The sequence below is a fragment of the Martelella endophytica genome (assembly GCF_000960975.1).
Lineage (GTDB): Bacteria > Pseudomonadota > Alphaproteobacteria > Rhizobiales > Rhizobiaceae > Martelella > Martelella endophytica.
The window spans coordinates 1,995,153-2,017,700 of the sequence record NZ_CP010803.1 but is presented as its reverse complement, the minus strand read 5'-3'; the positions used below and the strand labels follow the sequence as shown (position 1 = coordinate 2,017,700).

Here is a 22,548-nt window from a genome sequence, read left to right as displayed (position 1 = left end):
ACATCCTCGTCTGTCGCATTAGGTCTAGGAGCACCTTTGGGCGGGAGCGGCCGCCAAACAGAGCACTGATGAAATCCTTTGCGGGAAGGAACGAAAACGCATGTCCGAACAGAAAACCGCCGACGAAACCCGCCTTCGCAAGCTGCGCAGCCACGTGCCCGTCAACGCCGTGCTCCATGTCTGGCTGAAGGCAATTCATCCGCACGCGCCGGCGGAAATGCGTTTGTCGCTGAACGAACAGGTGTTCGGCAACATCTTCGTCCAGAATTCCGAGGAATACGAATTCCGCATGTTCTTCGTGCCCCATGGCGGCGAACTGGAATGCGCCTACGATCCGGAGACCACGACGGTATCCGTCGCCTACTGGTTTACCGATGCCAAGGTGCTGGAGGAAGGCATCACCGTTCTGCGCACCCACGCGGCCAATGCGCCGGCGCCGGCGCCCGGCAGTTACCACTTCCGCCCGCCCTTCGGCTGGATGAACGATCCGAACGGCTTCGGCCGGTTCAACGGCTCCGCTCACCTGTTCTACCAGCATTATTCGCACGGCCTCACCTGGAACACGATGCACTGGGGCCATGCGATTTCCGAGGACTTCCTGCACTGGCGGCACATGCCGATCTTCCTGTTTCCCTCCGAGGACCTCAGCCACCGGCCGGCCAAGCGCGGCGGCGCGTTCTCCGGCTCGGCGATTCCGCTCGACAATTCCGCCGGCATCCGCGTGTTCTTCACCGAATCCGTCACGGACCGTGCGCCGGAGCGCGAAATCCAGATGATGGCGACGTCGCAATCGCTGATTTTCGCCGGCGAGGCGCATCCGCTGATCGACAATCGCCCGGAGCTTGAGGGCCTGACGCTCGATTTCCGCGACCCGTATGTCTTCCGCGGTCCCGACGGCTACTGGAAGATGCTGCTCGGCAGCCGCCGAAACGAGGAAGGCGTCGTGCTGCTCTACCAGACCGCCGACGTGACGGCCGCGGGCGGCTGGGAATTCGTCGATGTGCTGCATTCGGAAGGCCGGCACAACACACAGGTCATCGAATGTCCCTGCCTGCTGCCGCTCGACGGCCCGGCGGGAGACCCCAACACTCACTGGGTGCTGATGTGCGGCCTGATGCACAGCCACGACGAGGCCACAGGCCGCCGCAACCTGACATCGGCAACCGTCGGCCATTTCGACGGCACGACCTTCACGCCGGAATTCGAGCAGGAGCTAGATTTCGTTACCGACAACTATGCCTTCCAGGCCTTCCTCGATCAGGGCACGCCCGTCGGCATCGGCTGGCTCGCCAACTGGGCCGACGCCGCCCCCGAAATCGATTTTCCGACGGCGATGACCCTACCGAGAAATCTTGTCTACGATCCGACCGACAACGTTTTGCTGACGCCGCCGATCGAGGGCGTGGAAAAGCTGCGCGATCACCTGATCGACGAGACCCAGCTTGCAGCCGGCGAACTGATTACGCTGGAAACGGGGCAGGCGGAAATCGTGATCGAGCTCGACGGCTCGAACGAATCCTTCGAGCTCGATCTCTACCACAACAATATCGAGATCGTGATCAAGGTCGATGCAGAAGGCATGCGCCTCATCTACCTCGACGACATCGAACGCGCGACCCCGGACTACGTCGCCCCTGGTGCGAAGCCGAGCCACATCCGCGTCTTCCTCGACATCGGCTCGGTCGAGGTCTTCGCCGACAACGGCCGCTGGACCGGCACCAAGCGCATCGCCGGCTTCGATCCCATCCACTCGCTGCGCATTCGCAGCGGCGGGATCAAGACGGCAAAGGTCTGGGGGCTGTCGCTTTAGGAATTTCGCAGTCAGGTGGAAACATCTGACGTCCGCGAGGATGCGGTCGCTTTATGGCTGGAAGTCGATGCCTGCTGCGCGGATACCGGCGATGGCGGCGGCTTCGTCATTGTCAGGCGTATCGCCCGAAACGCCGACGGCGCCGATGATTGCGCCCTGACCATCGCGCAGCAGAACGCCGCCCGGCGCCGGAAACAGCTTGCCGCCGAAGGCGTTGCCGGCGGCGGTTACGACACCGGGATTGGAAGCGTTGAGTGCTGCAAGCGCCCGGCCGCCGACACCCAGCATGACGCAGCCATTGGCCTTGGCGAGCGCCAGTTCGAACCGGCCCGGCGAGGCGCCATCCCCCCGCATGAAGGCAACGAGGCGGCCACCATCGTCAACGACGACCACGGCCATGGGCTTGAAACCGGATTTTTCAGCGTGGGAAAGCCCGGCCTCTGCAATCGAGAGCGCGGTCTTCAGTGCAATGCTTTTCATGCTCAGTGTCCTTGTCGTCGTCCGGATCATTCAGCCGGCCCTCAGGCCGCCTTTGCCGCCGTCACCTCGACCTCGACCAGGAATTCGGCGCGGGTGAAGCCGCTGACGATGAGCTGGGTCGAGACCGGCATCGGGTCCCCGACATAGCGGTCGCGCACCTCGAGATAGGCGGGGATATCCTCGCGCATGGTGACGTAGCCGTTGACGCGGATGATGTCCTCGAAGCCCATTCCGGCTTCGGCGAGGATCTTGCCGATCGTCTCGAAACAGAGTTCCGCCTGCGCCTTGACCGAGCGCGGGATGACATCGTCCGGGCCGATGCCGACCTGACCGGAGATGACCAGAAGCCCGGCACCCGGCGGCACGTAGACGCCGTGGCTGCTGTTGCTGAAGGGACGGCGCAGGCCCGCCGGATTGATGATCTTCTTCATGGTGTAGCCTCCGCAAGGTTGGGGACGCATGGCTTCTCTTCGGCCCGGCTGTCAAGCCTGACCCGGCAGCCTTGCGGCGCCGGGCGCGGCCACTGTAGCGGATCGGACACGGTTTTTAAGCCGTGTAGCCGCGTATCCCCTTGATTTCCAGAAAATCGTGCATGCCCCAGTCGGCAAATTCGCGTCCGTTGCCGGATTGCTTGTAGCCGCCGAAGGGAATGGCCGTGTCCCATGTCGGTCCGTTGATCGAGACATTGCCGGCGCGGATCCGCTTCGCGACGGCGCGGGCGTGATCGAGCGAACCGGACTGGACATAGGCGCCGAGGCCATATTCGGTGTCGTTGGCGATCGCGATCGCCTGCTCCTCGTTGGCGTAGGGCAGGATCGACAGCACCGGACCGAAGACCTCCTGTCGTGCGATGGTCATTTCGTTGTCGACATTGCCGAACACGGTCGGACGAATGTAGTAGCCCCGACTGAGCCCCTCCGGCAGGCCGGGACCGCCGGTGACGAGCGTCGCGCCTTCCGCGATCGCAGCCTCGATAAGGCCCTGAATCTTGTCGTACTGGACCTTGCTGACGACCGGGCCGAGATCGGTACCCTCGGCGCGGGGATCGCCGGTCTTCAGGCTCTCGGCCGTGACCCTGGCGATTTCAAGGGCTGCATCATGCTTGCCCTCCGGCACCAGCATGCGGGTCGGCGCATCGCAGGACTGGCCCGAATTGTCGAAGCAGTTGCGCACGCCGTGGGCGACAGCCTTTTCGAGGTCGGCATCATCGAGGATGATGTTCGGCGACTTGCCACCGAGTTCCTGGCAGACGCGCTTGACCGTGTCGGCCGCAGTCTTCGCCACGATGATGCCGGCGCGCGTCGAGCCGGTGAACGACACCATGTCGACCTCGGGGTGGCCCGCCATGACCTGGCCAACATCCGGCCCGGTACCATTGACGAGGTTGAAGACACCGGCGGGGACGCCGGCTTCCTCCATGATCTCGGCGAAGATGATGCCGGAGACAGGCGCGATCTCGGAGGGTTTCAGCACCATGGTGCATCCCGTCGCGATCGCCGGCGCGACCTTGGCGCAGATCTGGTTCAGCGGCCAGTTCCACGGCGTGATCAGCGCGCAGACACCGATCGGCTCGCGCACGATCAGTCCCTTGTTGCGCACTTCCTCGAATTCGAATGTGGCAAGCGCTTCCAGGGTGGATTTCAGATGCGAGGCGCCGACAGGCACCTGGTTCTCACGGGCAAAGGCGAGCGGTGCGCCCATTTCGTTGCTGACCGCTTCGACAAGATCGTCCTCGCGCGCCAGATAGCATTCGATGATGCGCTGAAGCAGCGCCATCCGCTCCTCGCGCGTGGTGCGCGAGAAGCTGTCGAAGGCCCCCCGCGCCGCCATCACCGCCTTTTCGACGTCGGTCGCATTGCCAAGCGCGATCGCGGTAAAGGCTTCCTCCGTTGCCGGATTGATGACATCGAGCGTCTTGTCCCCGGTCGGCGCGACCCACTTGCCGTCGATGAAGAATTTCTGATGGTTGCTCATGGCGTCCTCGCAGTGTTTTAGCTCAAATGGGGCATCGGCGCTGAAAGGGCAATGACTTCAGCTATCTTCAGGATCCTGCGGAAGCTGCCAGTCGATCGGCTCCATGCCCTGCTCCAGCAGAAACTGGTTGGCCTTGGAAAACGGCCGGCTGCCGAAAAAGCCGTTATGCGCGGAGAGCGGCGAAGGATGCGGCGCCTTCAGCACCAGATGCCGGTTTCGATCGACAAAACTGGCCTTCTTCTGCGCATAGGCGCCCCAGAGGATGAAGACCACATGCGGGCATTCCTCGTTGACGGTGCGGATGACGGCATCGGTAAACTCTTCCCAGCCCTTGCCGCGATGCGATGCGGCGGCGGCCTGCCGGACGGTGAGCACCGAGTTCAGCAGCAGCACGCCCTGCTTCGCCCAATGCTCCAGAAAGCCGTGATTGACCTTCTGGAAGCCGACATCGGTGGCGAGTTCCTTGTAGATATTGACGAGCGACGGCGGTGTGCGCACGCCGGGCCGAACGGAAAAGCAGAGGCCATGCGCCTGCCCCGGTCCGTGATAGGGATCCTGACCGAGAATGACCACCCTGACCTGATCGAGCGGCGTCAGGTCGAGCGCGCGGAAATATTCGTTGCCCTTGGGAAAAACCGTCTGTCCGGCGCGCTTTTCGTCCACCAGAAACGACTTCAGGGAGGCCATATAGGCACTCTCGAATTCCGGCTTCAGCTTCTCGCGCCAGCCCTGTTCCAACCTGATTTCGCCCTCGCCCATCGTGCCTTGGCTCCATAGAAACTTGGTTATTGTCGTGTTACCGGCGCGCCGGCCATTTGGCAAACCCGAAAGCAGGGCGAAAATGTGTTCAACCCGCAACCCGCGGCGTTGACCGGGGCTTTACGGCGGTCCAAACTGCCGACGCGATTATTCCGCGTGAAGAACAATCCTGACAGGGGGTTTCGAAATGCTCAAGTTGAAGACAGCGGTGCTGGCCACCGCCGCCATGGCTGCGCTTGCCGGCTTTGCCGCGCCAGTCGTGGCGCAGGATACCAAGACCGTTGCCATCACCTATATCGTGGAACACCCCGCGCTTGACGCCGTACGCGAAGGCATCGTCGAAAGCCTCGCCGAAAAGGGCTACACGGAAGGCGAGAACCTGAAGGTCGTCGCCCGCTCCGCCCAGGGCAACATGACCACGCAGACGCAGATCGCCGATGAATTCGCCGGCATCAAGCCCGACGTTTCCGTCGGCATCTCGACCCCGTCGGCGCAGGCGCTGAAGAACGCCATGGGCGATGCCCCCGTCGTCTTCGCCGCCGTGACCGACCCGGTCGCCGCCGGCCTGATCGAGAGCCCCGAAGCGCCGGAAGCCAACATCACCGGCACCTCCGACAAGCAGCCGCCGAAGCCGGCACTGGAGCTGATCCAGAAGCTCGTTCCGGACGTCAAGACCATCGGCGTCATCTATAATCCAGGCGAAGCCAACTCGGTCGTCCAGGTGGATGAGATCAAGGCCGGCGCCGAGGAACTCGGCCTCACCGTCGTCGAAAGCCCCGCCGCCCAGTCGACCATGGTTCCGGATGCCGCCCGCAATCTCGTCGGCAAGGCTGACGCGATCCTGCTGCCGACCGACAATTCGGTGATCTCGGTCCTCGAAGCCATCGTCACCGTCGGCGAACGCGCCAAGCTGCCGGTCTTCACCACCGACACCGATTCCGTCGAACGTGGTGCCGTTGCGGCGCTCGGCTTCAACTATGCCGAAATGGGCAAGGTCACCGGCGACATGGTCGCCCAGATCCTCGACGGGACGGCGATCGCCGATATTCCGGTCGTCGTTCCCGGCAATCAGGATCTGTTCCTGAACATGAAGGCGGCCGAAGCCATGGGCGTCGAGGTGCCTGCGGACGTCAAAGACAGCGCCAAGAAGGTCATCGAATAAAAATGACGCTTTTCGCGCTCGCCGGAGCTTTTGAGACCGGCTTGCTCTTCGCCCTCGTGGCGTTGAGCATCTTCATGTCCTTCCGGGTCCTGGACTTTCCGGACCTGACGGTGGACGGGAGCTTTCCTCTCGGCGCGGCGGTTTCCGCCGCCGCCATCGTCCACGGCATCGACCCCTTCATTGCGACCGTCTTCGGCATGCTTGCCGGCGCCATCGCCGGTTTCGTCACCGGGCTGCTGAATGTCCGCTTCGGCATTATGAACCTGCTTGCCGGCATCCTCTCCATGGTGGCGCTGTTTTCGATCAACCTCCGGATCATGGGACGGCCGAACCTTCCGGTCTATGGCCACGACACCGTGTTTTCCCGTTTCGAAAGCCTTGTCGGCGCCGGGCTATGGAGCAACACGATCCTGCTCCTCATCATCGCCATCGGCGCCAAGCTGATCATTGACTGGTTCCTGAAGACCGAACTTGGCCTCGGCCTTCGCGCCTCCGGCGAAAACCCGGCCATGGCGGAAGCCCAGGGCATCCGCAACGGCGCGATGACGCTGCTCGGCATGGCGATCGCCAATGCGCTCTGTGCGCTGGCGGGTTCGCTGTTTGCCCAGATGCAGGGTGTGGCAGACGTCACCATGGGCGTCGGCACCATCGTCACCGGGCTTGCGGCGCTGATCATCGGCGAGGCCATTCTCGGCCGCCGCACGGTGTTTCTGGCGACGCTCGGCTGCGTCATCGGCGCGGTCGTCTACCGCCTGTTCATCGCCTTCGCGCTGTCGGCCGGCTTCATCGGCATCAAGCCGCAGGACCTGAACCTGATCACCGCCATCGTCGTGGCCGTCGCCGTCGTGCTTTCCCAGAGCCGCGGCAAGAAGGGGCGCAAGTCGCTGTTCAACTTCAAGCTCGTACGCGGCGCACAACAGGCTGACGAGGAGCAGAGCTGATGCTGAAACTCTCCGACATCCACATCACCTTCAATGCCGGCACGGCGACCGAAGTGCGGGCGCTGCGCGGCGTCTCGCTCGACATCGCCGAGGGTGAATTCGTCACCGTCATCGGCTCCAACGGCGCCGGCAAGTCGACGCTGCTTTCGACCGTCGTCGGTACCACCAAACCGGATACCGGCACTGTGCATCTTGCCGGCAATGACGTCACCGCCTGGCCCGCCGCCAAGCGCGCCGGGCTCGTCGGCCGGGTGTTTCAGGAACCGCGGCTCGGCACCTGCTCGTCGCTGTCGATCGAGGAAAACCTGGCCCTCGCTGCCGCCCGCGGCAAAAGGCGCGGGCTGAGCCTCGCCCTCGGCAAGCACGGTCAGAAGGCGATGTTCGCCGAGCATCTGGAAAAGCTCGGCCTCGGGCTCGAGCACCGCATGGCAACCCCGATCGGAGCGCTCTCCGGCGGCCAGCGCCAGGCCGTCAGCCTGCTGATGGCGACGCTTTTGCCGATGAAGATCCTCGTCCTCGACGAACACACCGCCGCTCTCGACCCGTCTGCCGCCCACAAGGTGCTGACACTCTCAGCCGAGATCGCCGGTGAAGGTCGCCTGACGACGCTGATGGTCACGCATTCGATGAAGGACGCGCTGGCTTACGGCTCGCGAACGCTGATGATGAATGCCGGCCGCATCGTGCTCGATATCAAGGGCGAGGAACGCTCGAAGCTCAAGGTCTCCGACCTGCTCGAACGTTTCGGCCGCGCGGCGGGAACCGAGATCGACGATGATCAGCTGATGCTGGGATGACAGTTTTCGCGACGCCTTTCCGACGTCGCGAAAGCTTTTCAAACTTGCCCTGAGGGCGCATCTGATGGCGGCAACGCATTCGTGTGAGGCCGCCACATCCAGTCTGGGGTGCCCGCTACAGCGTCTCCGCAAACCCCATCATGAACGGCCCGACGCCCTTGATGTCGTCGGGGTTGATTGCCTCGGTGAGGTAGTAGCCCGGCGTGCCGTCGCGATAGTTGCCGTTGAAGCCGCCGAGGCCGGCGACCCAGACGATGCGGCCAAGAACACGGCGGCCGGTGACATCGGTCTCGAAGGCATTCTTGATCAGCGATTCGAAAGCGGCAATACCGGGGTCGCGATCAGTGCCGAGACCGAGGCGGGAAGCCTTCATGTAGACATAGGCAAGCATGGCCGTTGCCGAGCTTTCGGCATAATTGCCGCCCATCTCCGGCATGTCGGGAACCTGCAGCCAGCGGCCATCGGCCGTTACAAGCTCTGTGAGACGCGCGGCCAGCGCCTGCCAGCGGGCGGTGATCGCATCGCGCTTTTCGCCCGCCGGGAGGTTCTCGACGACGTCGATCATGGCCATGGCCGCCCAGCCGATCGCCCGCGCCCAGTGCGCCGGCGAAAGTCCGGTCTCCGGGTCGGCCCAGGGCTGGGCCTTCGCGGAATCGTAAGCGTGGCGGTAGAGCCGGCTCGACGCGTCATAGGTGAGAGCGAGACCGGCCAGCAGCTCATCCGCCGCCTCTTCCACGAAATCGGGACGGCCAAAGGCGAGGCCGTATTCCAGCTTGAACGGCAGGCCCATATAGAGCCCGTCGAGCCAGACCTGCTCCGGATAGCGATGCTTGTGCCAGTGCGGGCCTTCCTTGACGCGCGGATGGCGGGAAAGCTGCTCGGCCAGCGTGTCTGCGGCCTTGCGGTAACGTGGATCATCGAAACGTTGGGCAAGCCACACCAGCGCGCGCCCGGAGAGCACGTTGTCGATGTTGAAATCCTCAAGCTCGTAGCCCGCCATCGTGCCGTCAGGAGCAACCTGAGCGTTGACCAGACGGACCATATGATCGACCCAGCGCTGCTCGCCGGTCACCTCATGCAGCGCGATCAGACCGCGATAAAGGCAGCCGTCCTCATAGCAGAGCGGCCCGCCCTTGTAGGCCCGGTAGTCGGCGGCGTATTCGTCGCAATAGCGCAGCAGCCACTGACGATAAAACGGTTCTTCCGTGCCCTGCCGCTCGAAGACGACATTCCGGGCGCTGACGAAGGCGTTTTCGGCAATGATCCCGCCATGACGCACGGGATCGATCTGGCAGGCCATCACCGGCGGCGCCGCGACAGCATCGGGCGCATAGGAGACCGTGTAGTCCTCGATGGTGACATTTTCGATCGGCATTTCCGGCAGGCCATAAAAGGCGGCGGCGGCCGTGTGGACATTACGTGCGACAATCCGGCGGAAGGTGATATCCGACATGCGCGGCGTCGTCTCGTCCACCGGCGAAAGTGCGCGCGACTGGACATAGTCGGACTTGCCGTCAGCGTCGCAGAAATAGAAGGCGTTCATGACGAAGGGGCTTGCGACGTTGTCCATCACGCAATCCTCAACGAGGATGCGGGAGACGTAAGCGCCACGTCCGCGCCGGGTCTTGACCCTGAGGCCGCGATCGGTGTCGCGCATCTCGCAGCGTGCAACGGTGACACCGGACACCGTACCGCTCATTTCCGAGCCGATGACCACGCCGCCATGGCCACGCTCCATGAAGCAGTTTTCGATGCGGATATCGCGTGTCGGACCATCGAGCCCGCCCTTCGGATCGCGCTTGCCTGCCTTGATGGCGATGCAGTCGTCGCCGACGGAGAAATGAATGCCGCGCATGGTGACATTCTCGCAGCACTCCGGATCGAAACCATCGGTGTTCGGTGAATGCGGATCGCTCTCGATCTTCACCCCGGCGACAAGCATGTCGCGCGTGAAGACCGGATGCAGCATCCAGGCCGGGGAATTGCAGATGGTGATGCCGGCAATGGTGACATCGCGGCAATAGCTGAAGAACAGGCTGCGCGGACGGCGGGCGCCATCGCGCGTTTCCTTGTGCCATGTCCACCAGTCGCCGCGGTCGCCGCCGGCATCGATCCGCCCATCGCCGACAATCGCGACGCCCGTCGCGTCGATGGCGGTGATCAGCGAGGCATAGCAGGCTTCTGCCACGCCTTCCCAGGTGCCGAGCACACGACCATCGTCGCGACGGGCGGGGAGGATCGGATATTGCGAACGGTCGGCAATGCCATAGAGCACGGCATCGCGATCGAGAACGAGGGTCAGACCGGACGTCAGGAACAGCGGCCCGCTCTTCCAGATACCGGGGCCGATGTGGAGGGTCGCCCCCTCCGGCATGGCGTCGATCGCCGACTGGATGGCTGCGGCGTTATTCTCGCTCTCCGGCGAGGCACCGAATTCGGTGATATCGGCGTAGCGGCTTTCGGCAGCCGTGCTGAAATCGAGGCTCTCGCCCCCGATCTCGAGGCGGTAGCCGGCTTCCGGTGTCAGGTCGCTCACGGAAAAGACGGTCCGATCGATCTCGCCGGCCTGCACCTCGGTGCCATCGGCCACGAGACGCCATGCCTGCGGCGACTTCAGGAAATAGTTATTCCGTCCGGAAAAAACGGCAAACGTCGCCGTCCTCGCCGTCACGGCGAGAAGCTCGATGGCGGTCATCATCATCGTCCAGTCAATGTATGGGCTGAGGGACGGCGGTCAGCCGCCGCCCCGGATTTCAACAGCGGCTCTTAGTTCTGAAGCCCCTGCAGAACGTCGGTCGAACCCTCGACGATTTCCTCTGCGGCCGTTTCGGAATCGATCTGACCGTAGGCAAACTCCTCGAGAATATCGCCGAAGACCTGCACGAACTGCGGATGCTCGTTGAGCGGCGAGATCGTGGGGCCGGTGGCTTCCAGGATGATGTCGTGGGCAGCGGCGAGCTGCGGCTCGATCGCGCCGGCGGCCTTCAGCTGCTCATAGGCACCCTTGGCAGCCGGAATGCCACGCTGGGTCCCGAGGATCTCGATCGCACCGGAATCGTTCAGCAGGCAATTGACGACTTCGGCAGCGGCCTTCGGATCCTTCGAGTTCTTCGAAATCGAGAACAGCATCGAAGGCTTGCGATAGACGCCGTCATTGGTGGCGCCTTCGGCGAGCAGGATCTTGGTCGGGACGAGAACTTCACCTTCCTGAAGCGGGTCATTGATCTTGGAGTAGACCGTGTCCCACTGGAACGTGCCGGCGATGTGGCCATCGGCCCATGCCGGGTTTTCATGCAGCGGGCGGTTGCCGCCGGCGGCCACTTCCGGCCACGGAATGATCGCGCCTTCGTCCTGGAACCGCTTGTAGAGATCGAGCCCTTCCTTGATTTCCTCAACGGAATAGAGGAATTCGCCGGTTTCCGGGTCGATCATGGTCTTGCCGGTCTTCTGGGTCAGGTAGGCCATCATCAGAAGGCGGGCGTCAAGTCCGTCGGCGCCGGTCGCTTCGTAGGGGTAGTAGCCGTCGCCGAGCTTTTCCTTGAAGGCGGCGGCGGCGGTGTCGAGGTCATCCCAGGTCGTCGGGATCGGCACGCCGGCCTTTTCGAAGGTGGTCTGGTTGAACCACGGCAGGCGGCCGGTGGTCGACAGCGGCAGGCCCTGAAGATGGCCGTTGACCGAACCCGATGCCAGATCGTCCTTGGTCCACTGCGTCAGGTCGATGATGTCGGCGTAGTCGTTGAGATCGGCGAAGCCCTCGCCACGCGGCGTGAACAGCGGCAGCCATGGCCAGTTGATCTGCATGATGTCGGCTTCGGTACCGCCGGCAAGCTGCGTGGTGATCTTTTCCTGGTGGCCGTCCCAGCCGGTGAATTCCGGGCTGATGGTGTGGCCGAGCTTTTCGCCGCAATATTTCAGCGCGTCCTGCGTTGCCACGTGACGGCTGTCGCCGCCCCACCATGACATGCGCAGATCCGCCGCCTGGGCTGCGGTGAGACTGGTTGCGGCCATCAGCGTGGCCAGTATAGTCGTCTTCAGTTTCATGTTGTCCTCCCTGAAAAAGATGAGACGATCAAGCCGCGAGCGAGATGTTCTCGCCGGTGCGGCGGTGGAATATGTGCATTGCATCGTCCTGGGGAACGATGCGGATCTGGTCGTCGCGCATATAGCTATGTCCCAGACCGGCCGCCGGCACGACGACGGTGAAGCTGTGATCCTCGACGGTGATGTAGAGGTAGATTTCGTGGCCCATGAATTCGACATGGGACACCCGGCCGACCAGCCCGTCTGTTGCATCGGGACCGGCGATCGCGAAGTGCTGCGGGCGCAGCCCGTAGGTCACCTCGGTGGGCGCATCCTTGTCGAGACGGGCGAGCGTTCCGGCATCAAGCTTCAGCACCTGGGTACCGATGCGAATGGTGCCATCCGTTCCCAGCGTGCCATCGCCGATATTCATTTCCGGCGAACCGATGAAGCCGGCGACGAAGGCGTTGGCGGGCTTGCGATAGAGCGTGTAGGGGTCGGCCACCTGCATGATCCGGCCTTCCTTCATCACGCAGATGCGGTTGCCCATTGTCATCGCCTCCGTCTGGTCGTGGGTGACGTAGACGACGGTCGACTGCATGCCATCCGCAAGCAGCTGCTTATGCAGGTCGGTGATGCGCACCCGCATCGAGGCGCGCAGCTTGGCATCGAGGTTCGACAGCGGTTCGTCGAACAGGAACACCTGCGGCTTCTTGATCAGCGCGCGGCCGACGGCGACGCGCTGCGCCTGACCGCCCGAAAGCTGCTTCGGCAGACGCTCCAGGTAATCCTCGATCTCGAGGATATGGGAGACGTCCTCGGTGGCGGCGGCGATCTGGTCCTTCGGCGCGTGCTTCAGGCGCAGGCCGAAGGAGAGATTGTTCTTCACCTTCATGTGCGGGTAGAGCGCGTAGTTCTGGAACACCATCGCGATGCCGCGCTGGCCCGGTGCCTTGTCGTTGACAAGGTCGTCGCCGATGCGGATCTCGCCGCCGGAGATACGCTCCAGGCCTGCGATCATGCGAAGCGTCGTCGACTTGGCGCAGCCGGAGGGGCCGACCAGGACCATGAATTCGCCATCATGGATTTCGAGGTCGATGCCGTGGACGGCCTTGAACTTGCCGTAGATCTTTTCGAGGTTTTTCAGCTCAACTCTGGCCATGGTTCTTATCCTTTGACTCCGCCAGCGGAGATTCCTTCGATGAAATACTTCTGTGCCATGAAGAACACGATCAGCGCGGGGGCGATCGTCAGGACGGACATGGCGAGGATCTTGTTCCAGTCGAATGCTTCGGTGGTATCGATCGACAGTTTCAGCGCCAGCGATACCGGGTACTTGTCGACCGACGAGATGTAGATCAACGGGCCGAGGAAGTCGTTCATCGACCACATGAACTGGAACAGGCAGACAGAGATCAGCGCCGGCGTCAGCAGCGGCACGACGATGAAGATCAGCGTCTGCCAGCTATTGGCACCATCCACGCGGGCCGCCTCTTCCATGTCGCGCGGGATGGCGCGCAGGAACTGCACCAGCATGAAGACGAAGAACGCGTCGCCTGCAAAGGCCGAGGGAACCCACAGCGGCAGGAAGCTGTCCAGCCAGCCGAACTCACGGAACAGCAGGTACTGCGGGATGCGGGTGACGACGTTGGGCAGCAGCAGGATCGCGATCAGCGAGGCGAACAGGATCTTCTTGCCGGGGAACTCGAAGCGGGCGAAGCCATAGGCCACCGCCGTTGCCGAGATCGCCGTTCCGATCAGCTTCGGGATCAGGATCAGGAAGGTGTTGAGGAAGAACCGCCCGAACGTATAGGGCGTCGATGTCTTCCAGCCTTCGACATAACCGGAAAGCGTCGGGCTTCTCGGCCAGAAGCCGGCGCCCGAGAAGATCTCGGCGTTGGTCTTGAACGAGGCCCCAACCAGCCAGATCAGCGGATAGAGCATGATCAGGCCGACGGCGAACAGGATGATGTAGCGGAAGATCGAGGAAATCAGCACCTTGCGCTGTTCGCGCTTGCGGGCTTCGATCGCTTCCAGATCACGGGCACTCAGGGTGGATGACAAGGTTTGCTCGGTCATGATCAGCTCCTCTTGTCGCCGGCATAGTAGACCCAGTGGCGCGACGACCAGAAGGCGATCAGCGTCAGGACCATGATGATGGCGAACATCACCCAGGCGATGGCGGAGGCGTAGCCCATCTTGAAGTGCTTGAAGGCCTCGTCATAAATGTAGAGTGGCAACAGATAGGTCGCCTTCAGCGGTCCGCCCTTGGTGATGATGTAGGGACCGTTGAATTCCTGGAACGCCTGAACCGTCTGCATGATCAGATTGAAGAAGATGACAGGCGTGATCAGCGGCAGGGTGATGAAGAAGAAGGTGCGCCACTTGCCGGCGCCGTCAATGGCGGCCGCCTCGTAGAGCGAGTTGTCGACGCTCTGCAGCGCGGCCAGGAAGATCACCATCGCCGAGCCGAACTGCCACAGGCGCAGGAGCGTGATGGTGAACAATGCGTTGGTGGGATCGCCGAACCAGTTCACCGGCTCGAAACCGGCGGCCATCAGCGCCATGTTGACCAGGCCTTCATGGCCACCGCCCGACTGGAACAGATACCGCCACAGAACCGCGATCGCGATCGAACCGCCAAGGATGGACGGCACATAGAAGGCCGTGCGGAAGAAGTTGATGAACTTCAGCTTGTAGTTCAGGATCACCGCGATGAAGAGCGCGAAGGCAAGCTTCAGAGGCACCGTGGAGAACACGTAGATCAACGTCACCGACAGCGACTTGTTGAAGGTGCGGTCGCCGGTGAACAGCTTGATATAGTTTTTCAGGCCGACGAAATGCGGCGCGCTCATCAACGAGTAGTCGGTAAACGACAGCACGAATGAGGCGACGAAAGGCACTGCGGTAAAAAGCAGCAGGCCGATGATGTAAGGGGACAGATAGGCGAGCCCCATGAACCGATTTTCACCGCCCATGATCGCATTCCTTGTTGATTTTCCGGCTGAGCCGGAAAGTCGCCGACGCCTTGGCCGGACGGAACGCGGCGCAGATGCGCGCGTGCCCAACCGGCGGGGCGGCAAAGACGTTATTGTATGCTGAATTGTACATGGCGCTTAAGCGCAGCGCGAGGGATTAGCCGATGAAGCTCTTGTCTCTTCCCATGCGTGCTACAACCTCCCAGTCGTTTCGTGACGCAACACGCCTTTATTTCGGCGTTTCGAGTGTTCATAATCCTCCTCGGGCGAAAATTTGGAATAGAGGGTTTCGGACAAAAAGATGGAGAAAATCGAAGGTGGGGTTCTCGATGGACTTGCGGCGAACGCGCTGAACCTGACTTTGACCCGTTCGGTCATCAGAATGCTGCACACTTCGACATGGAGCACGGACAAGATCAACAAGGTCCATGACCTCGTCATCTGCCTGACCGGGTGCGGGGAATACGAGATCGCAGGCGAGCATTTCGAGATGAAACCGGGCCGGGCGATGATGATACCCGCCGGCGAACGCTTCGTCGGACGGTCGGTCTCCAAGGAGCTCTATACCGGCGTCGCCCAGCACTTCCGCGCCGAGATTTTCGGCCGCATGGACCTGTTCAAGCAGATGGACTGCCGGCTCTGGGTCGATTTGCCGCGGTGGGAGATGATCCAGCCGCTGGCCCGTCACTACCGGGAGAATTCGCCGCTGTCGTCGACCACCTTCGCCCAGCACCACATGTTCATGGTGCTCCTGACCGAATTCATCGAGGCGGCCTTCATTCGCTGGCGGCCGCAGCAGGAGGTTTCCGTCAACAACCCGGACAGCCTGTCGCTGTCGGTCATGGTCGCGGCGTCGCAGATCGCCGCCGACCCGCTCAGCTCCGACACCGTGCCGCGCGTGCTCGATTCGATCCCCTATAACCAGGATTATTTCCGTCGGGAGTTCAAGAAACAGGTCGGCCTGACGCCGCCGAAATATCAGGAATTCAAACGCATGGAGCGCGCCATGGCGCTGCTTGCCAGCGGCCAGACGGTGAAGCAGGCCGCCGATTTCGTCGGCTATACCGACAGCTACTATTTCTCGCGCATGTTCAAGCGCTACATCGGCGTCAGCCCGGCCGGCTACAAGGTTCTGACCAAACGCCATCAGGAAGGCGGGTTTCCCCGTGGGGAGGAAGACGGCATGGCCGTCTTCCCGTTGCTGCGGCCCATCGAGGACACCATTCAACATAGCGACGCCGACTGAGGGGCGGCGCAGCGAGGCACGGCGTTACAGCGCCTCCGGCACCAGCGCGCCGCGCGCGCCGATGACGCGGGAAGAAAGCGTGGCACCGCGTTCGATGGCATCTGCAAGTCCTGCACCGGTCATCAGTGCGGTAATCAGGCCGGCATTGAAGCTGTCGCCGGCAGCCGTCGTATCAACGACGCTCTCGGCGGGGACCGGCTGATAGGTCAGCGGGCCGGCAACCTCGTCCTCGGCGTAAATCGTATCGACGCCGTTCTTGACGATGACGGTCTTTACGCCCTTTGCGCGGTAGCGGGCAATCGTCGCTTCCGGGGTCTTGTCACCGAAAATCGAGCCATCCTCATCGAAGGAGGGCAGCACGATGTCGCTGACTTCGGCCGCCTGCATGATCGTCTCGGCCATCACCTCGCGCGAGGGCCAAAGCCGCAGCCGCATGTTGGGGTCGAAGGCGATCGTGGTTCCGGCGGCACGGGCCTCGGCCAGCACCTCGAACAGGGTCTGCCGGTCTTCCGCATTCACCACGGCCATGGTGATGCCGGAAAACAGGATCAACCCCTTGTCCTTGACGGCCGCAGAAAGCGCCGCGCGGTCGGCGGCGAGCAGCTTGGCGGCGGACTGGCCGCGCCAGTAGGAGAAGGAGCGCTCGCCATTCTTCAGGGCGATCATGTAGAGGCCGACCGTGCGGTCGGAAATGCGGCGGATCGTGGATGTGCCGACGCCCGCATTCTCCATGAAGGCCAGCATTTCGTCCGATACCGCATCCGTGCCGGCGCCGGTGAAATAATCGACGGTGAAGGATTTCGGCAGCAGCTTTGCCAGATACCAGGCAGAATTAAAGGTGTCGCCGGCGAAGCCGCGCATATAGGCGCCGTCCTCGCGCGGGGCCATCTCGACCATGCATTCGCCGATGCACAGGATATTTTCGGATTTCATGTCTCGTCCATTTCGAAAAAGGCGGGGTGGGATACGTGAATGCGGTCGACGATCTTCGCGATCTGGGACAGGTGTCCGCGCATCGCAGCAACCGCGCCATCGACGTCATGAGCGGCGATCGCATCGGCGATGCGGGTATGCTCCTCAAGCGCTTCCCTAGCGCCAAAGGCCAGACTCAAAAACCGTACCCGGTCCATATGCGCCTTGTGATCGCGAATCAATGACCAGACACTGCCATGGCCGGACAATTCGCAGATGACACGATGGAACTCATCGTCGAGCGTGTGGAAGCCGATCCGATCGTCGTTGCCGATCGCCGTCGCCTGCTCGGCGATAAGACTGCGCAAAGCCTCGCAATCGGCTTTGGAGAAATGCTCGGCCGCGGCCGCGACCGTTGCGACCTCCAGGGCGGAGCGGATGAAGTGGGCCTGCTGCACGTCTTCCTCGGAAATATGCGTGACCAGGGTCGCGCGCTGCGGGCGTATGCTGAGGAAGCCCTGCTGCGAAAGCCGGTAGAAGGCGTCGCGCACCGGCTGGCGGGAAACACCGAGCTGGCGGGCGACATCGATCTCGGAAAGTTTCGAGCCCGGCGGCAGCTTGTTCTCGACAACCTGCTGATAAAGGTGTTCGTAGACAAGATCCGTGACTGATGGCGTGCGCTTCTGCGCGAGCGCTGCAATTTTGATTTCCCCAGCCATCCGCATCTCCATTGACTTCCGACGCATACTAACATATTAGTTTTTCCACAAAATGCAATCTTGCATTTCCGCAGGTCACAGAGAAGCAATTTTGGGAGGTCATCAATGCTGAACGAAGACAGGCTCTTTCCGATCGAACCGAAGGCACGCGAGTTCGCGCGCGCGCTTTATAGCGAGATCAAGGATCTTCCCATTGTCAGCCCCCATGGCCACACCGATCCGCGCTGGTATGCCGAAAACGAGGCTTTCCCTGATCCGGCCAAGCTCTTCGTCGTTCCCGACCACTATGTCTTCCGCATGCTCTGCTCCCAGGGCGTGCCGCTGACCGATCTCGGCGTTCCGCGCGTCGACGGCGGCGAGACCGAGACCGACAGCCGCAAGATCTGGCGCCTGTTTGCCGAAAACTTCTACCTGCTGCGTGGCACGCCGAGCCGCGGCTGGCTCGAACATTCCTTCCAGCATGTCTTCGGCCTCACCAAACGTTTCGGCCCGGACACGGCCGACGAGTTCTACGACCACATCAATGACTGCCTGCAGAAGCCGGAATTCCGGCCGCGGGCGCTGTTCGAGCGTTTCAACATCGAGGTCATCGCGACCACCGAAAGCCCGCTCGACGACCTCAAATGGCACAAGATGATCCGTGAGAGCGGCTGGACGGGCGGACGTGTCGTCACCGCCTATCGTCCCGATCCGGTGGTCGATCCCGAATTCGAGGGCTTTACCGAAAACGTCGAGAAGTTCGGTGAAATCACCGGCCTCAACACCACCGACTATGACCAGTATCTGGATGCTCACCGGCAGCGCCGCGCCTTCTTCAAGGCGTTCGGCGCGACGTCGAGCGACCATGGCCATGCCACAGCGCGCACCGAAGACCTGCCGAAGGCCGAGGCAGCCGCCCTGTTCCAGAAGGCACTGATGGGCAAGTGCACGCCGGAAGAGGCCGATGCCTTCCGCGGCCAGATGCTGACCGAAATGGCGCGCATGAGCATTGATGACGACCTGGTGCTGCAGATCCATCCCGGCTCCATGCGCAACCATTCCGACGAGGTCATGGCCCGTCATGGCCGCGACAAGGGCTTCGACATCCCGACGCAGACCAACTACGTCAAGGCACTGCGTCCGTTGCTGAACGCCGTCGGCATGAACCCCAAGCTCACCATCATCCTGTTCACGCTGGACGAGACCGCCTTTGCCCGTGAGCTCGCGCCGCTGGCGGGCGTCTATCCCGCCCTCAAGCTCGGCCCGGCATGGTGGTTCCACGACAGCCCCGAAGGCATGCGCCGCTACCGTGAAACCGTCACGGAAACGGCAGGCTTCTATAATACAGTCGGCTTCAACGACGACACGCGCGCATTCTGCTCGATCCCCGCGCGCCACGATGTCGCCCGCCGCGTCGACTGTGCATTTCTGGCGACCCTTGTCGCCACCGGACGTCTCGATGAAGACGAGGCCCCGGACGTCGCGCGCGACTTGACCTACAATTTGGTCAAGCGCGCATACAGGCTGTAGCAACAGCCATTTTCAAGCAGGGAGAGGACCTTATGAAAAGCTTGAAAGAACTGGGAATGGGAATTGCGACTGTCGCGATCATCGCGGCAGGTTCGGTCAGCGCCAATGCTGCCGACATGATGCTGCGCTCTTCGGATACGCACCCCGCGGGCTATCCGACCGTGACAGCCGTCCAGCACATGGGAGAACTGCTGGAAGAATGCACCGGCGGTGCAATCGGCATCGAAGTCTACGATTCCGCGCAGCTTGGCGAGGAAAAGGACACGATCGAACAGACCCGCTTCGGCGTGATCGACATGCTGCGCGTGAGCCTCGGGCCGTTCAACGGCCTGATCGAGGAAACGCAGATCCCGTCGCTGCCCTATATCTTCCGCTCCACCGACCACATGCACAAGGTCATGGACGGCGAGATCGGCGACGAGATCCTGGCCGCCTTCGAACCCTATGATCTTGTCGGCCTCGCCTTCTACGACGGCGGCTCGCGTTCGTTCTACAATCGCGAGCGTCCGGTCCGGTCGATGGAAGACCTGCAGGGCATGAAGTTCCGCGTCATGCAGTCGGACATCTTCGTCGACATGGTCAACGCCCTTGGCGCCAACGCCACGCCGATGCCCTATGGCGAGGTTTATTCCTCGATCCAGACCGGCGTTATAGACGGCGCGGAAAACAACTGGCCGTCCTTCGAGAGCTCCAGCCACTACGACGTCGCGCCCTACTACACGCTCGACGAACACCTGATCGTGCCGGAAGTGCTGGTGATGTCGAAGATGAGCTACGACAAGCTGACGCCGGACCAGCAGGCTTGCGTGCGCAAGACCGCCAAGGAATCGGTCGTCTTCCAGCGTGAGGCCTGGGCTGCACGCGAAGCCGAATCCGAGAAGGTCGTCCGCGACGCCGGTGTCGAGATCATCACCGATATCGACAAGACGCCGTTCATTGAAGCCATGGGTCCGGTCTACGAGAAGCATGTCACGAGCGAAAAGCTCAAGGACATGGTCAAGCGGGTCCAGGCCGTCCAGTAAGCACCTGATGGGCGCGGCGGGCCAGCCCGCCGCCCCTCTCCTCGGGGGAGTGAGTAAAGTGCAAGATACAATGAAATCGGTAGCGCGCGGGCTTGGCGTCATCGCCACAATGGCGCTCTGGGGGGCGGCGATCGGCCTGGCGCTGATGACAGCCTTTATCGCCTGGCAGGTCTTTGGCCGCTATGTGCTCAATTCGACGCCTATCTGGACCGAGCAAACCTCGATCCTGCTGATGGGCTGGTTCATCTTCCTCGGCGCTGCCGTCGGCATCCGCGAGGGATATCACCTCAGTTTCGACATCCTGATCCATGTCATTCCGAGGAAGCTGAAGATGACCTTCTTCACCATTTCCGACATCTGCGTCGTCGGTTTTTCCATAGGCATGGTGATCTACGGCTGGCAGCTCACGGAGAAGACCTGGAACGCGACCATGCCCTCGCTCGGCATTCCCGACGGCGTCAGCTTCCTGTCGCTGGTCTGCGGCGGTGCTCTCATGATCATCTTCTCGCTCGAACGCATCGCACGGCGCGCCGCAGGCTTGCCGACCGCCCGCTTCGGCGAGACCGACCTGTTCGACGACGAGGAGTAGACCCATGGAACTTGTCGTCCTTTTCGGTTCATTCGCCGTCCTTCTTCTGATCGGAACCCCGGTCGCCTTCTGCCTCGGCATTTCGTCCTTTGCAACGATCCTCTATCTCGGCCTGCCGCCGGTGGTGGTGTTCCAGCGCCTGAATTCGGGCGTCTCGGTGTTCGCGCTGATGGCGATCCCATTCTTCATCTATGCCGGCGAGATCATGGTGCGTGGCGGTATCGCCCGCAGGCTGGTGGCACTTGCCGGCGCGACCGTCGGTCACTTCCGCGGTGGCCTCGGCCAGGTCAACATCGCCGCTTCCGTGCTGTTCGGCGGCATTTCCGGCTCGGCCGCGGCCGACGCCTCGGCCATCGGCGGCCTGATGGTGCCGCAAATGAAAGAGCGCGGCTATGATGCGGACTACGCGGTCAACATCACGGTTACCGCCGCGATGATCGCGCTGATGCTGCCGCCGTCCCACAACCTGATCATCTATTCGATCGCCGGTGGTGGACGCATCTCGATCGCCGATCTGTTCACGGCCGGCATCGTCCCCGGTATCGTGCTGGCGCTCTCGCTCATGGTGGCAGCCTATTTCGTCGCCAAGAAGCGCGGCTACCCCACCGAGAAGTTTCCCGGCATGAAGATTGCCGGCGAACTCTTCATCGACGCCATTCCCGGCCTGATCCTGATCGCGATCATCTTCGGCGGCGTGCGTTCGGGTATCTTCACCGCCTCGGAAAGCTCCGATATCGCGGTGGTCTATGCGCTTGCCTGCACGCTGTTCCTCTATCGCACGATGGACTTCAAGACCTTCGTCGAGGTGACCGTCGGTGCGGTCAAGACGACGGCCATGGTGCTGCTGGTCATCGGCTCTGCCGCCTGCTTCGGCTGGCTGCTCGCCTATCTGAGGGTGCCGGCCAACATCGTTGCCTTCATGCAGACGATCTCGGACAATCCGATCGTGATCATGCTGCTCATCAACGTTGCGTTGCTTATTCTCGGAACGTTCATGGACATGTCGCCGTTGATCGTCATAACGACTCCGATCTTCCTGCCCGTCGCCACCGCCTTCGGCGTTGATCCGGTGCAGTTCGGCGTCATCATGATCCTGAACCTCGGGATCGGGCTCTGCACGCCACCGGTCGGCTCGGTTCTCTTCGTCGGCTGCGCGGTCGGCAAGATACCGGTCACCCAGGCGATCAGAACCATATGGCCTTTCTACCTGGCCGCCGTCGTAACGCTTTTGCTGGTGACATACATTCCGTCACTCACCCTCTTCCTGCCATCCCTGTTCCACTAGGAGAACCTCAATGGCCGACGCGCCGATTGCTAAATTCCCGACAGTCGATGCCGGCAACGGCGTGAAGCGCACGGTTCTTGCCGATAGCGCCGAACTCATGGTCGTCGAGTTCCGTTTTCCTGAGGGCGGGGAAGGAAGCCCGCACAGCCATCCGCATGTGCAGTCGACCTATGTCCAGTCGGGACGTTTCCGGTTCACCATCGAAGGTGAGAGCTTCGATATCGGACCGGGCGACAGCTTCGTGATCCCCTCCGGTGCCACGCATGGATGCGTGGCGCTGGAGGCGGGCACGCTGCTCGACACTTTCACGCCCCGGCGGGACGATTTTCTTTAAACTGAAGGAGA

At 62.2% G+C, this 22,548-nt stretch carries 21 protein-coding genes; 10 read left to right on the top strand and 11 right to left on the bottom strand.

All coding sequences use genetic code 11. The annotated features are described in order from the left end of the window. Positions 1 to 100: 100 nt before the first annotated feature. Positions 101 to 1,810, top strand: a complete 1,710-nt coding sequence (locus TM49_RS09115; RefSeq protein ID WP_045680719.1) for a glycoside hydrolase family 32 protein — start codon at positions 101 to 103, stop codon at positions 1,808 to 1,810. Between the two features lie 51 nt (positions 1,811 to 1,861). Here TM49_RS09115 and TM49_RS09110 read toward each other — a convergent pair whose 3' ends face one another. The 4 genes from TM49_RS09110 to ung all read right to left on the bottom strand — a co-directional run bounded on the left by TM49_RS09110 (position 1,862) and on the right by ung (position 5,023). After that, positions 1,862 to 2,290, bottom strand: a complete 429-nt coding sequence (locus TM49_RS09110; RefSeq protein ID WP_045680718.1) for a GlcG/HbpS family heme-binding protein — start codon at positions 2,288 to 2,290, stop codon at positions 1,862 to 1,864. Positions 2,291 to 2,331: 41 nt separating this feature from the next. Beyond that, entirely contained in the window at positions 2,332 to 2,721 is a 390-nt protein-coding gene (locus TM49_RS09105) for a RidA family protein (RefSeq protein ID WP_045680717.1), read from the bottom strand. Between the two features lie 115 nt (positions 2,722 to 2,836). Beyond that, positions 2,837 to 4,264 (bottom strand): aldehyde dehydrogenase family protein, encoded by a 1,428-nt coding sequence (locus tag TM49_RS09100; RefSeq protein WP_045680716.1) that lies wholly within the window; start codon positions 4,262 to 4,264, stop codon positions 2,837 to 2,839. A 57-nt stretch (positions 4,265 to 4,321) separates the two neighbouring features. Beyond that, on the bottom strand, positions 4,322 to 5,023 hold the full coding sequence (gene ung / locus TM49_RS09095; RefSeq protein ID WP_045680713.1) for a uracil-DNA glycosylase: 702 nt from the start codon (positions 5,021 to 5,023) through the stop codon (positions 4,322 to 4,324). Between the two features lie 196 nt (positions 5,024 to 5,219). Here ung and TM49_RS09090 point away from each other — a divergent pair, with 196 nt between their 5' ends. The 3 genes from TM49_RS09090 to TM49_RS09080 are packed head-to-tail and all read left to right on the top strand — an operon-like array spanning position 5,220 to position 7,923. Next, positions 5,220 to 6,185, top strand: a complete 966-nt coding sequence (locus TM49_RS09090; protein ID WP_045685027.1) for an ABC transporter substrate-binding protein — start codon at positions 5,220 to 5,222, stop codon at positions 6,183 to 6,185. A gap of 2 nt (positions 6,186 to 6,187) precedes the next feature. After that, entirely contained in the window at positions 6,188 to 7,126 is a 939-nt protein-coding gene (locus TM49_RS09085) for an ABC transporter permease (protein WP_045680710.1), read from the top strand. Further along, on the top strand, positions 7,126 to 7,923 hold the full coding sequence (locus TM49_RS09080; protein WP_045680708.1) for an ABC transporter ATP-binding protein: 798 nt from the start codon (positions 7,126 to 7,128) through the stop codon (positions 7,921 to 7,923). The genes TM49_RS09085 and TM49_RS09080 overlap by 1 nt, the downstream gene beginning before the upstream one ends. Positions 7,924 to 8,038: 115 nt before the next feature. Here the strand turns inward: TM49_RS09080 and pglA are convergent, their stop codons facing one another. From pglA to TM49_RS09050, 5 genes are all read right to left on the bottom strand, one after another. Beyond that, complete coding sequence (gene pglA / locus TM49_RS24015; protein WP_342021362.1) at positions 8,039 to 10,618, bottom strand: polygalacturonase PglA; 2,580 nt, start codon at positions 10,616 to 10,618, stop codon at positions 8,039 to 8,041. Between the two features lie 71 nt (positions 10,619 to 10,689). Further along, on the bottom strand, positions 10,690 to 11,964 hold the full coding sequence (locus TM49_RS09065) for an ABC transporter substrate-binding protein (RefSeq protein ID WP_045680706.1): 1,275 nt from the start codon (positions 11,962 to 11,964) through the stop codon (positions 10,690 to 10,692). A gap of 28 nt (positions 11,965 to 11,992) precedes the next feature. Continuing rightward, the gene (locus tag TM49_RS09060) at positions 11,993 to 13,105 is read right to left on the bottom strand and encodes an ABC transporter ATP-binding protein (protein WP_045680704.1); all 1,113 of its coding nucleotides are present in this window, start codon (positions 13,103 to 13,105) and stop codon (positions 11,993 to 11,995) included. A gap of 5 nt (positions 13,106 to 13,110) precedes the next feature. Next, a complete protein-coding gene (locus TM49_RS09055; protein ID WP_045680702.1) occupies positions 13,111 to 14,022 on the bottom strand; it encodes a carbohydrate ABC transporter permease in 912 nt (303 codons plus the stop codon). Positions 14,023 to 14,024: 2 nt separating this feature from the next. After that, a complete protein-coding gene (locus tag TM49_RS09050) occupies positions 14,025 to 14,921 on the bottom strand; it encodes a carbohydrate ABC transporter permease (protein WP_045680701.1) in 897 nt (298 codons plus the stop codon). A gap of 301 nt (positions 14,922 to 15,222) precedes the next feature. Here TM49_RS09050 and TM49_RS09045 point away from each other — a divergent pair, with 301 nt between their 5' ends. After that, positions 15,223 to 16,167: a helix-turn-helix transcriptional regulator gene (locus TM49_RS09045; protein ID WP_045680699.1), complete on the top strand. Its 945-nt coding sequence runs from the start codon at positions 15,223 to 15,225 to the stop codon at positions 16,165 to 16,167. Between the two features lie 24 nt (positions 16,168 to 16,191). Here TM49_RS09045 and TM49_RS09040 read toward each other — a convergent pair whose 3' ends face one another. Beyond that, a complete protein-coding gene (locus TM49_RS09040) occupies positions 16,192 to 17,100 on the bottom strand; it encodes a sugar kinase (RefSeq protein ID WP_045680697.1) in 909 nt (302 codons plus the stop codon). Next, on the bottom strand, positions 17,097 to 17,798 hold the full coding sequence (locus TM49_RS09035; RefSeq protein WP_045685023.1) for a GntR family transcriptional regulator: 702 nt from the start codon (positions 17,796 to 17,798) through the stop codon (positions 17,097 to 17,099). The genes TM49_RS09040 and TM49_RS09035 overlap by 4 nt, the downstream gene beginning before the upstream one ends. Before the next feature lie 105 nt (positions 17,799 to 17,903). On the opposite strand from TM49_RS09035, the gene uxaC reads away from it, so the two are divergent. The 5 genes from uxaC to TM49_RS09010 all read left to right on the top strand — a co-directional run bounded on the left by uxaC (position 17,904) and on the right by TM49_RS09010 (position 22,537). Continuing rightward, positions 17,904 to 19,307 (top strand): glucuronate isomerase, encoded by a 1,404-nt coding sequence (uxaC, locus tag TM49_RS09030; RefSeq protein ID WP_045680695.1) that lies wholly within the window; start codon positions 17,904 to 17,906, stop codon positions 19,305 to 19,307. A gap of 32 nt (positions 19,308 to 19,339) precedes the next feature. Continuing rightward, positions 19,340 to 20,329 carry a TRAP transporter substrate-binding protein gene (locus TM49_RS09025; protein WP_045680694.1) on the top strand — a complete coding sequence of 330 codons (990 nt, stop codon included), beginning with the start codon at positions 19,340 to 19,342 and terminating at the stop codon, positions 20,327 to 20,329. Positions 20,330 to 20,399: 70 nt separating this feature from the next. Further along, positions 20,400 to 20,918 carry a TRAP transporter small permease gene (locus TM49_RS09020; RefSeq protein WP_045680692.1) on the top strand — a complete coding sequence of 173 codons (519 nt, stop codon included), beginning with the start codon at positions 20,400 to 20,402 and terminating at the stop codon, positions 20,916 to 20,918. 4 nt (positions 20,919 to 20,922) lie between these two features. Then, entirely contained in the window at positions 20,923 to 22,203 is a 1,281-nt protein-coding gene (locus TM49_RS09015; RefSeq protein WP_045680690.1) for a TRAP transporter large permease, read from the top strand. Positions 22,204 to 22,213: 10 nt separating this feature from the next. Next, positions 22,214 to 22,537 (top strand): cupin domain-containing protein, encoded by a 324-nt coding sequence (locus TM49_RS09010; RefSeq protein WP_045680688.1) that lies wholly within the window; start codon positions 22,214 to 22,216, stop codon positions 22,535 to 22,537. Positions 22,538 to 22,548 lie beyond the last annotated feature (11 nt).

What these genes read in the sequence shown, in the direction of transcription:
- TM49_RS09115 (WP_045680719.1), top strand. Translation starts at nt 101, where the DNA reads ATGTCCGAACAGAAAACCGCCGACGAAACCCGCCTTCGCAAGCTGCGC.
- TM49_RS09110 (WP_045680718.1), bottom strand. Translation starts at nt 2,290, where the DNA reads ATGAAAAGCATTGCACTGAAGACCGCGCTCTCGATTGCAGAGGCCGGG.
- TM49_RS09105 (WP_045680717.1), bottom strand. Translation starts at nt 2,721, where the DNA reads ATGAAGAAGATCATCAATCCGGCGGGCCTGCGCCGTCCCTTCAGCAAC.
- TM49_RS09100 (WP_045680716.1), bottom strand. Translation starts at nt 4,264, where the DNA reads ATGAGCAACCATCAGAAATTCTTCATCGACGGCAAGTGGGTCGCGCCG.
- ung (WP_045680713.1), bottom strand. Translation starts at nt 5,023, where the DNA reads ATGGGCGAGGGCGAAATCAGGTTGGAACAGGGCTGGCGCGAGAAGCTG.
- TM49_RS09085 (WP_045680710.1), top strand. Translation starts at nt 6,188, where the DNA reads ATGACGCTTTTCGCGCTCGCCGGAGCTTTTGAGACCGGCTTGCTCTTC.
- TM49_RS09080 (WP_045680708.1), top strand. Translation starts at nt 7,126, where the DNA reads ATGCTGAAACTCTCCGACATCCACATCACCTTCAATGCCGGCACGGCG.
- pglA (WP_342021362.1), bottom strand. Translation starts at nt 10,618, where the DNA reads ATGACCGCCATCGAGCTTCTCGCCGTGACGGCGAGGACGGCGACGTTT.
- TM49_RS09065 (WP_045680706.1), bottom strand. Translation starts at nt 11,964, where the DNA reads ATGAAACTGAAGACGACTATACTGGCCACGCTGATGGCCGCAACCAGT.
- TM49_RS09060 (WP_045680704.1), bottom strand. Translation starts at nt 13,105, where the DNA reads ATGGCCAGAGTTGAGCTGAAAAACCTCGAAAAGATCTACGGCAAGTTC.
- TM49_RS09055 (WP_045680702.1), bottom strand. Translation starts at nt 14,022, where the DNA reads ATGACCGAGCAAACCTTGTCATCCACCCTGAGTGCCCGTGATCTGGAA.
- TM49_RS09050 (WP_045680701.1), bottom strand. Translation starts at nt 14,921, where the DNA reads ATGGGCGGTGAAAATCGGTTCATGGGGCTCGCCTATCTGTCCCCTTAC.
- TM49_RS09045 (WP_045680699.1), top strand. Translation starts at nt 15,223, where the DNA reads ATGGAGAAAATCGAAGGTGGGGTTCTCGATGGACTTGCGGCGAACGCG.
- TM49_RS09040 (WP_045680697.1), bottom strand. Translation starts at nt 17,100, where the DNA reads ATGAAATCCGAAAATATCCTGTGCATCGGCGAATGCATGGTCGAGATG.
- TM49_RS09035 (WP_045685023.1), bottom strand. Translation starts at nt 17,798, where the DNA reads ATGGCTGGGGAAATCAAAATTGCAGCGCTCGCGCAGAAGCGCACGCCA.
- uxaC (WP_045680695.1), top strand. Translation starts at nt 17,904, where the DNA reads ATGCTGAACGAAGACAGGCTCTTTCCGATCGAACCGAAGGCACGCGAG.
- TM49_RS09025 (WP_045680694.1), top strand. Translation starts at nt 19,340, where the DNA reads ATGAAAAGCTTGAAAGAACTGGGAATGGGAATTGCGACTGTCGCGATC.
- TM49_RS09020 (WP_045680692.1), top strand. Translation starts at nt 20,400, where the DNA reads ATGAAATCGGTAGCGCGCGGGCTTGGCGTCATCGCCACAATGGCGCTC.
- TM49_RS09015 (WP_045680690.1), top strand. Translation starts at nt 20,923, where the DNA reads ATGGAACTTGTCGTCCTTTTCGGTTCATTCGCCGTCCTTCTTCTGATC.
- TM49_RS09010 (WP_045680688.1), top strand. Translation starts at nt 22,214, where the DNA reads ATGGCCGACGCGCCGATTGCTAAATTCCCGACAGTCGATGCCGGCAAC.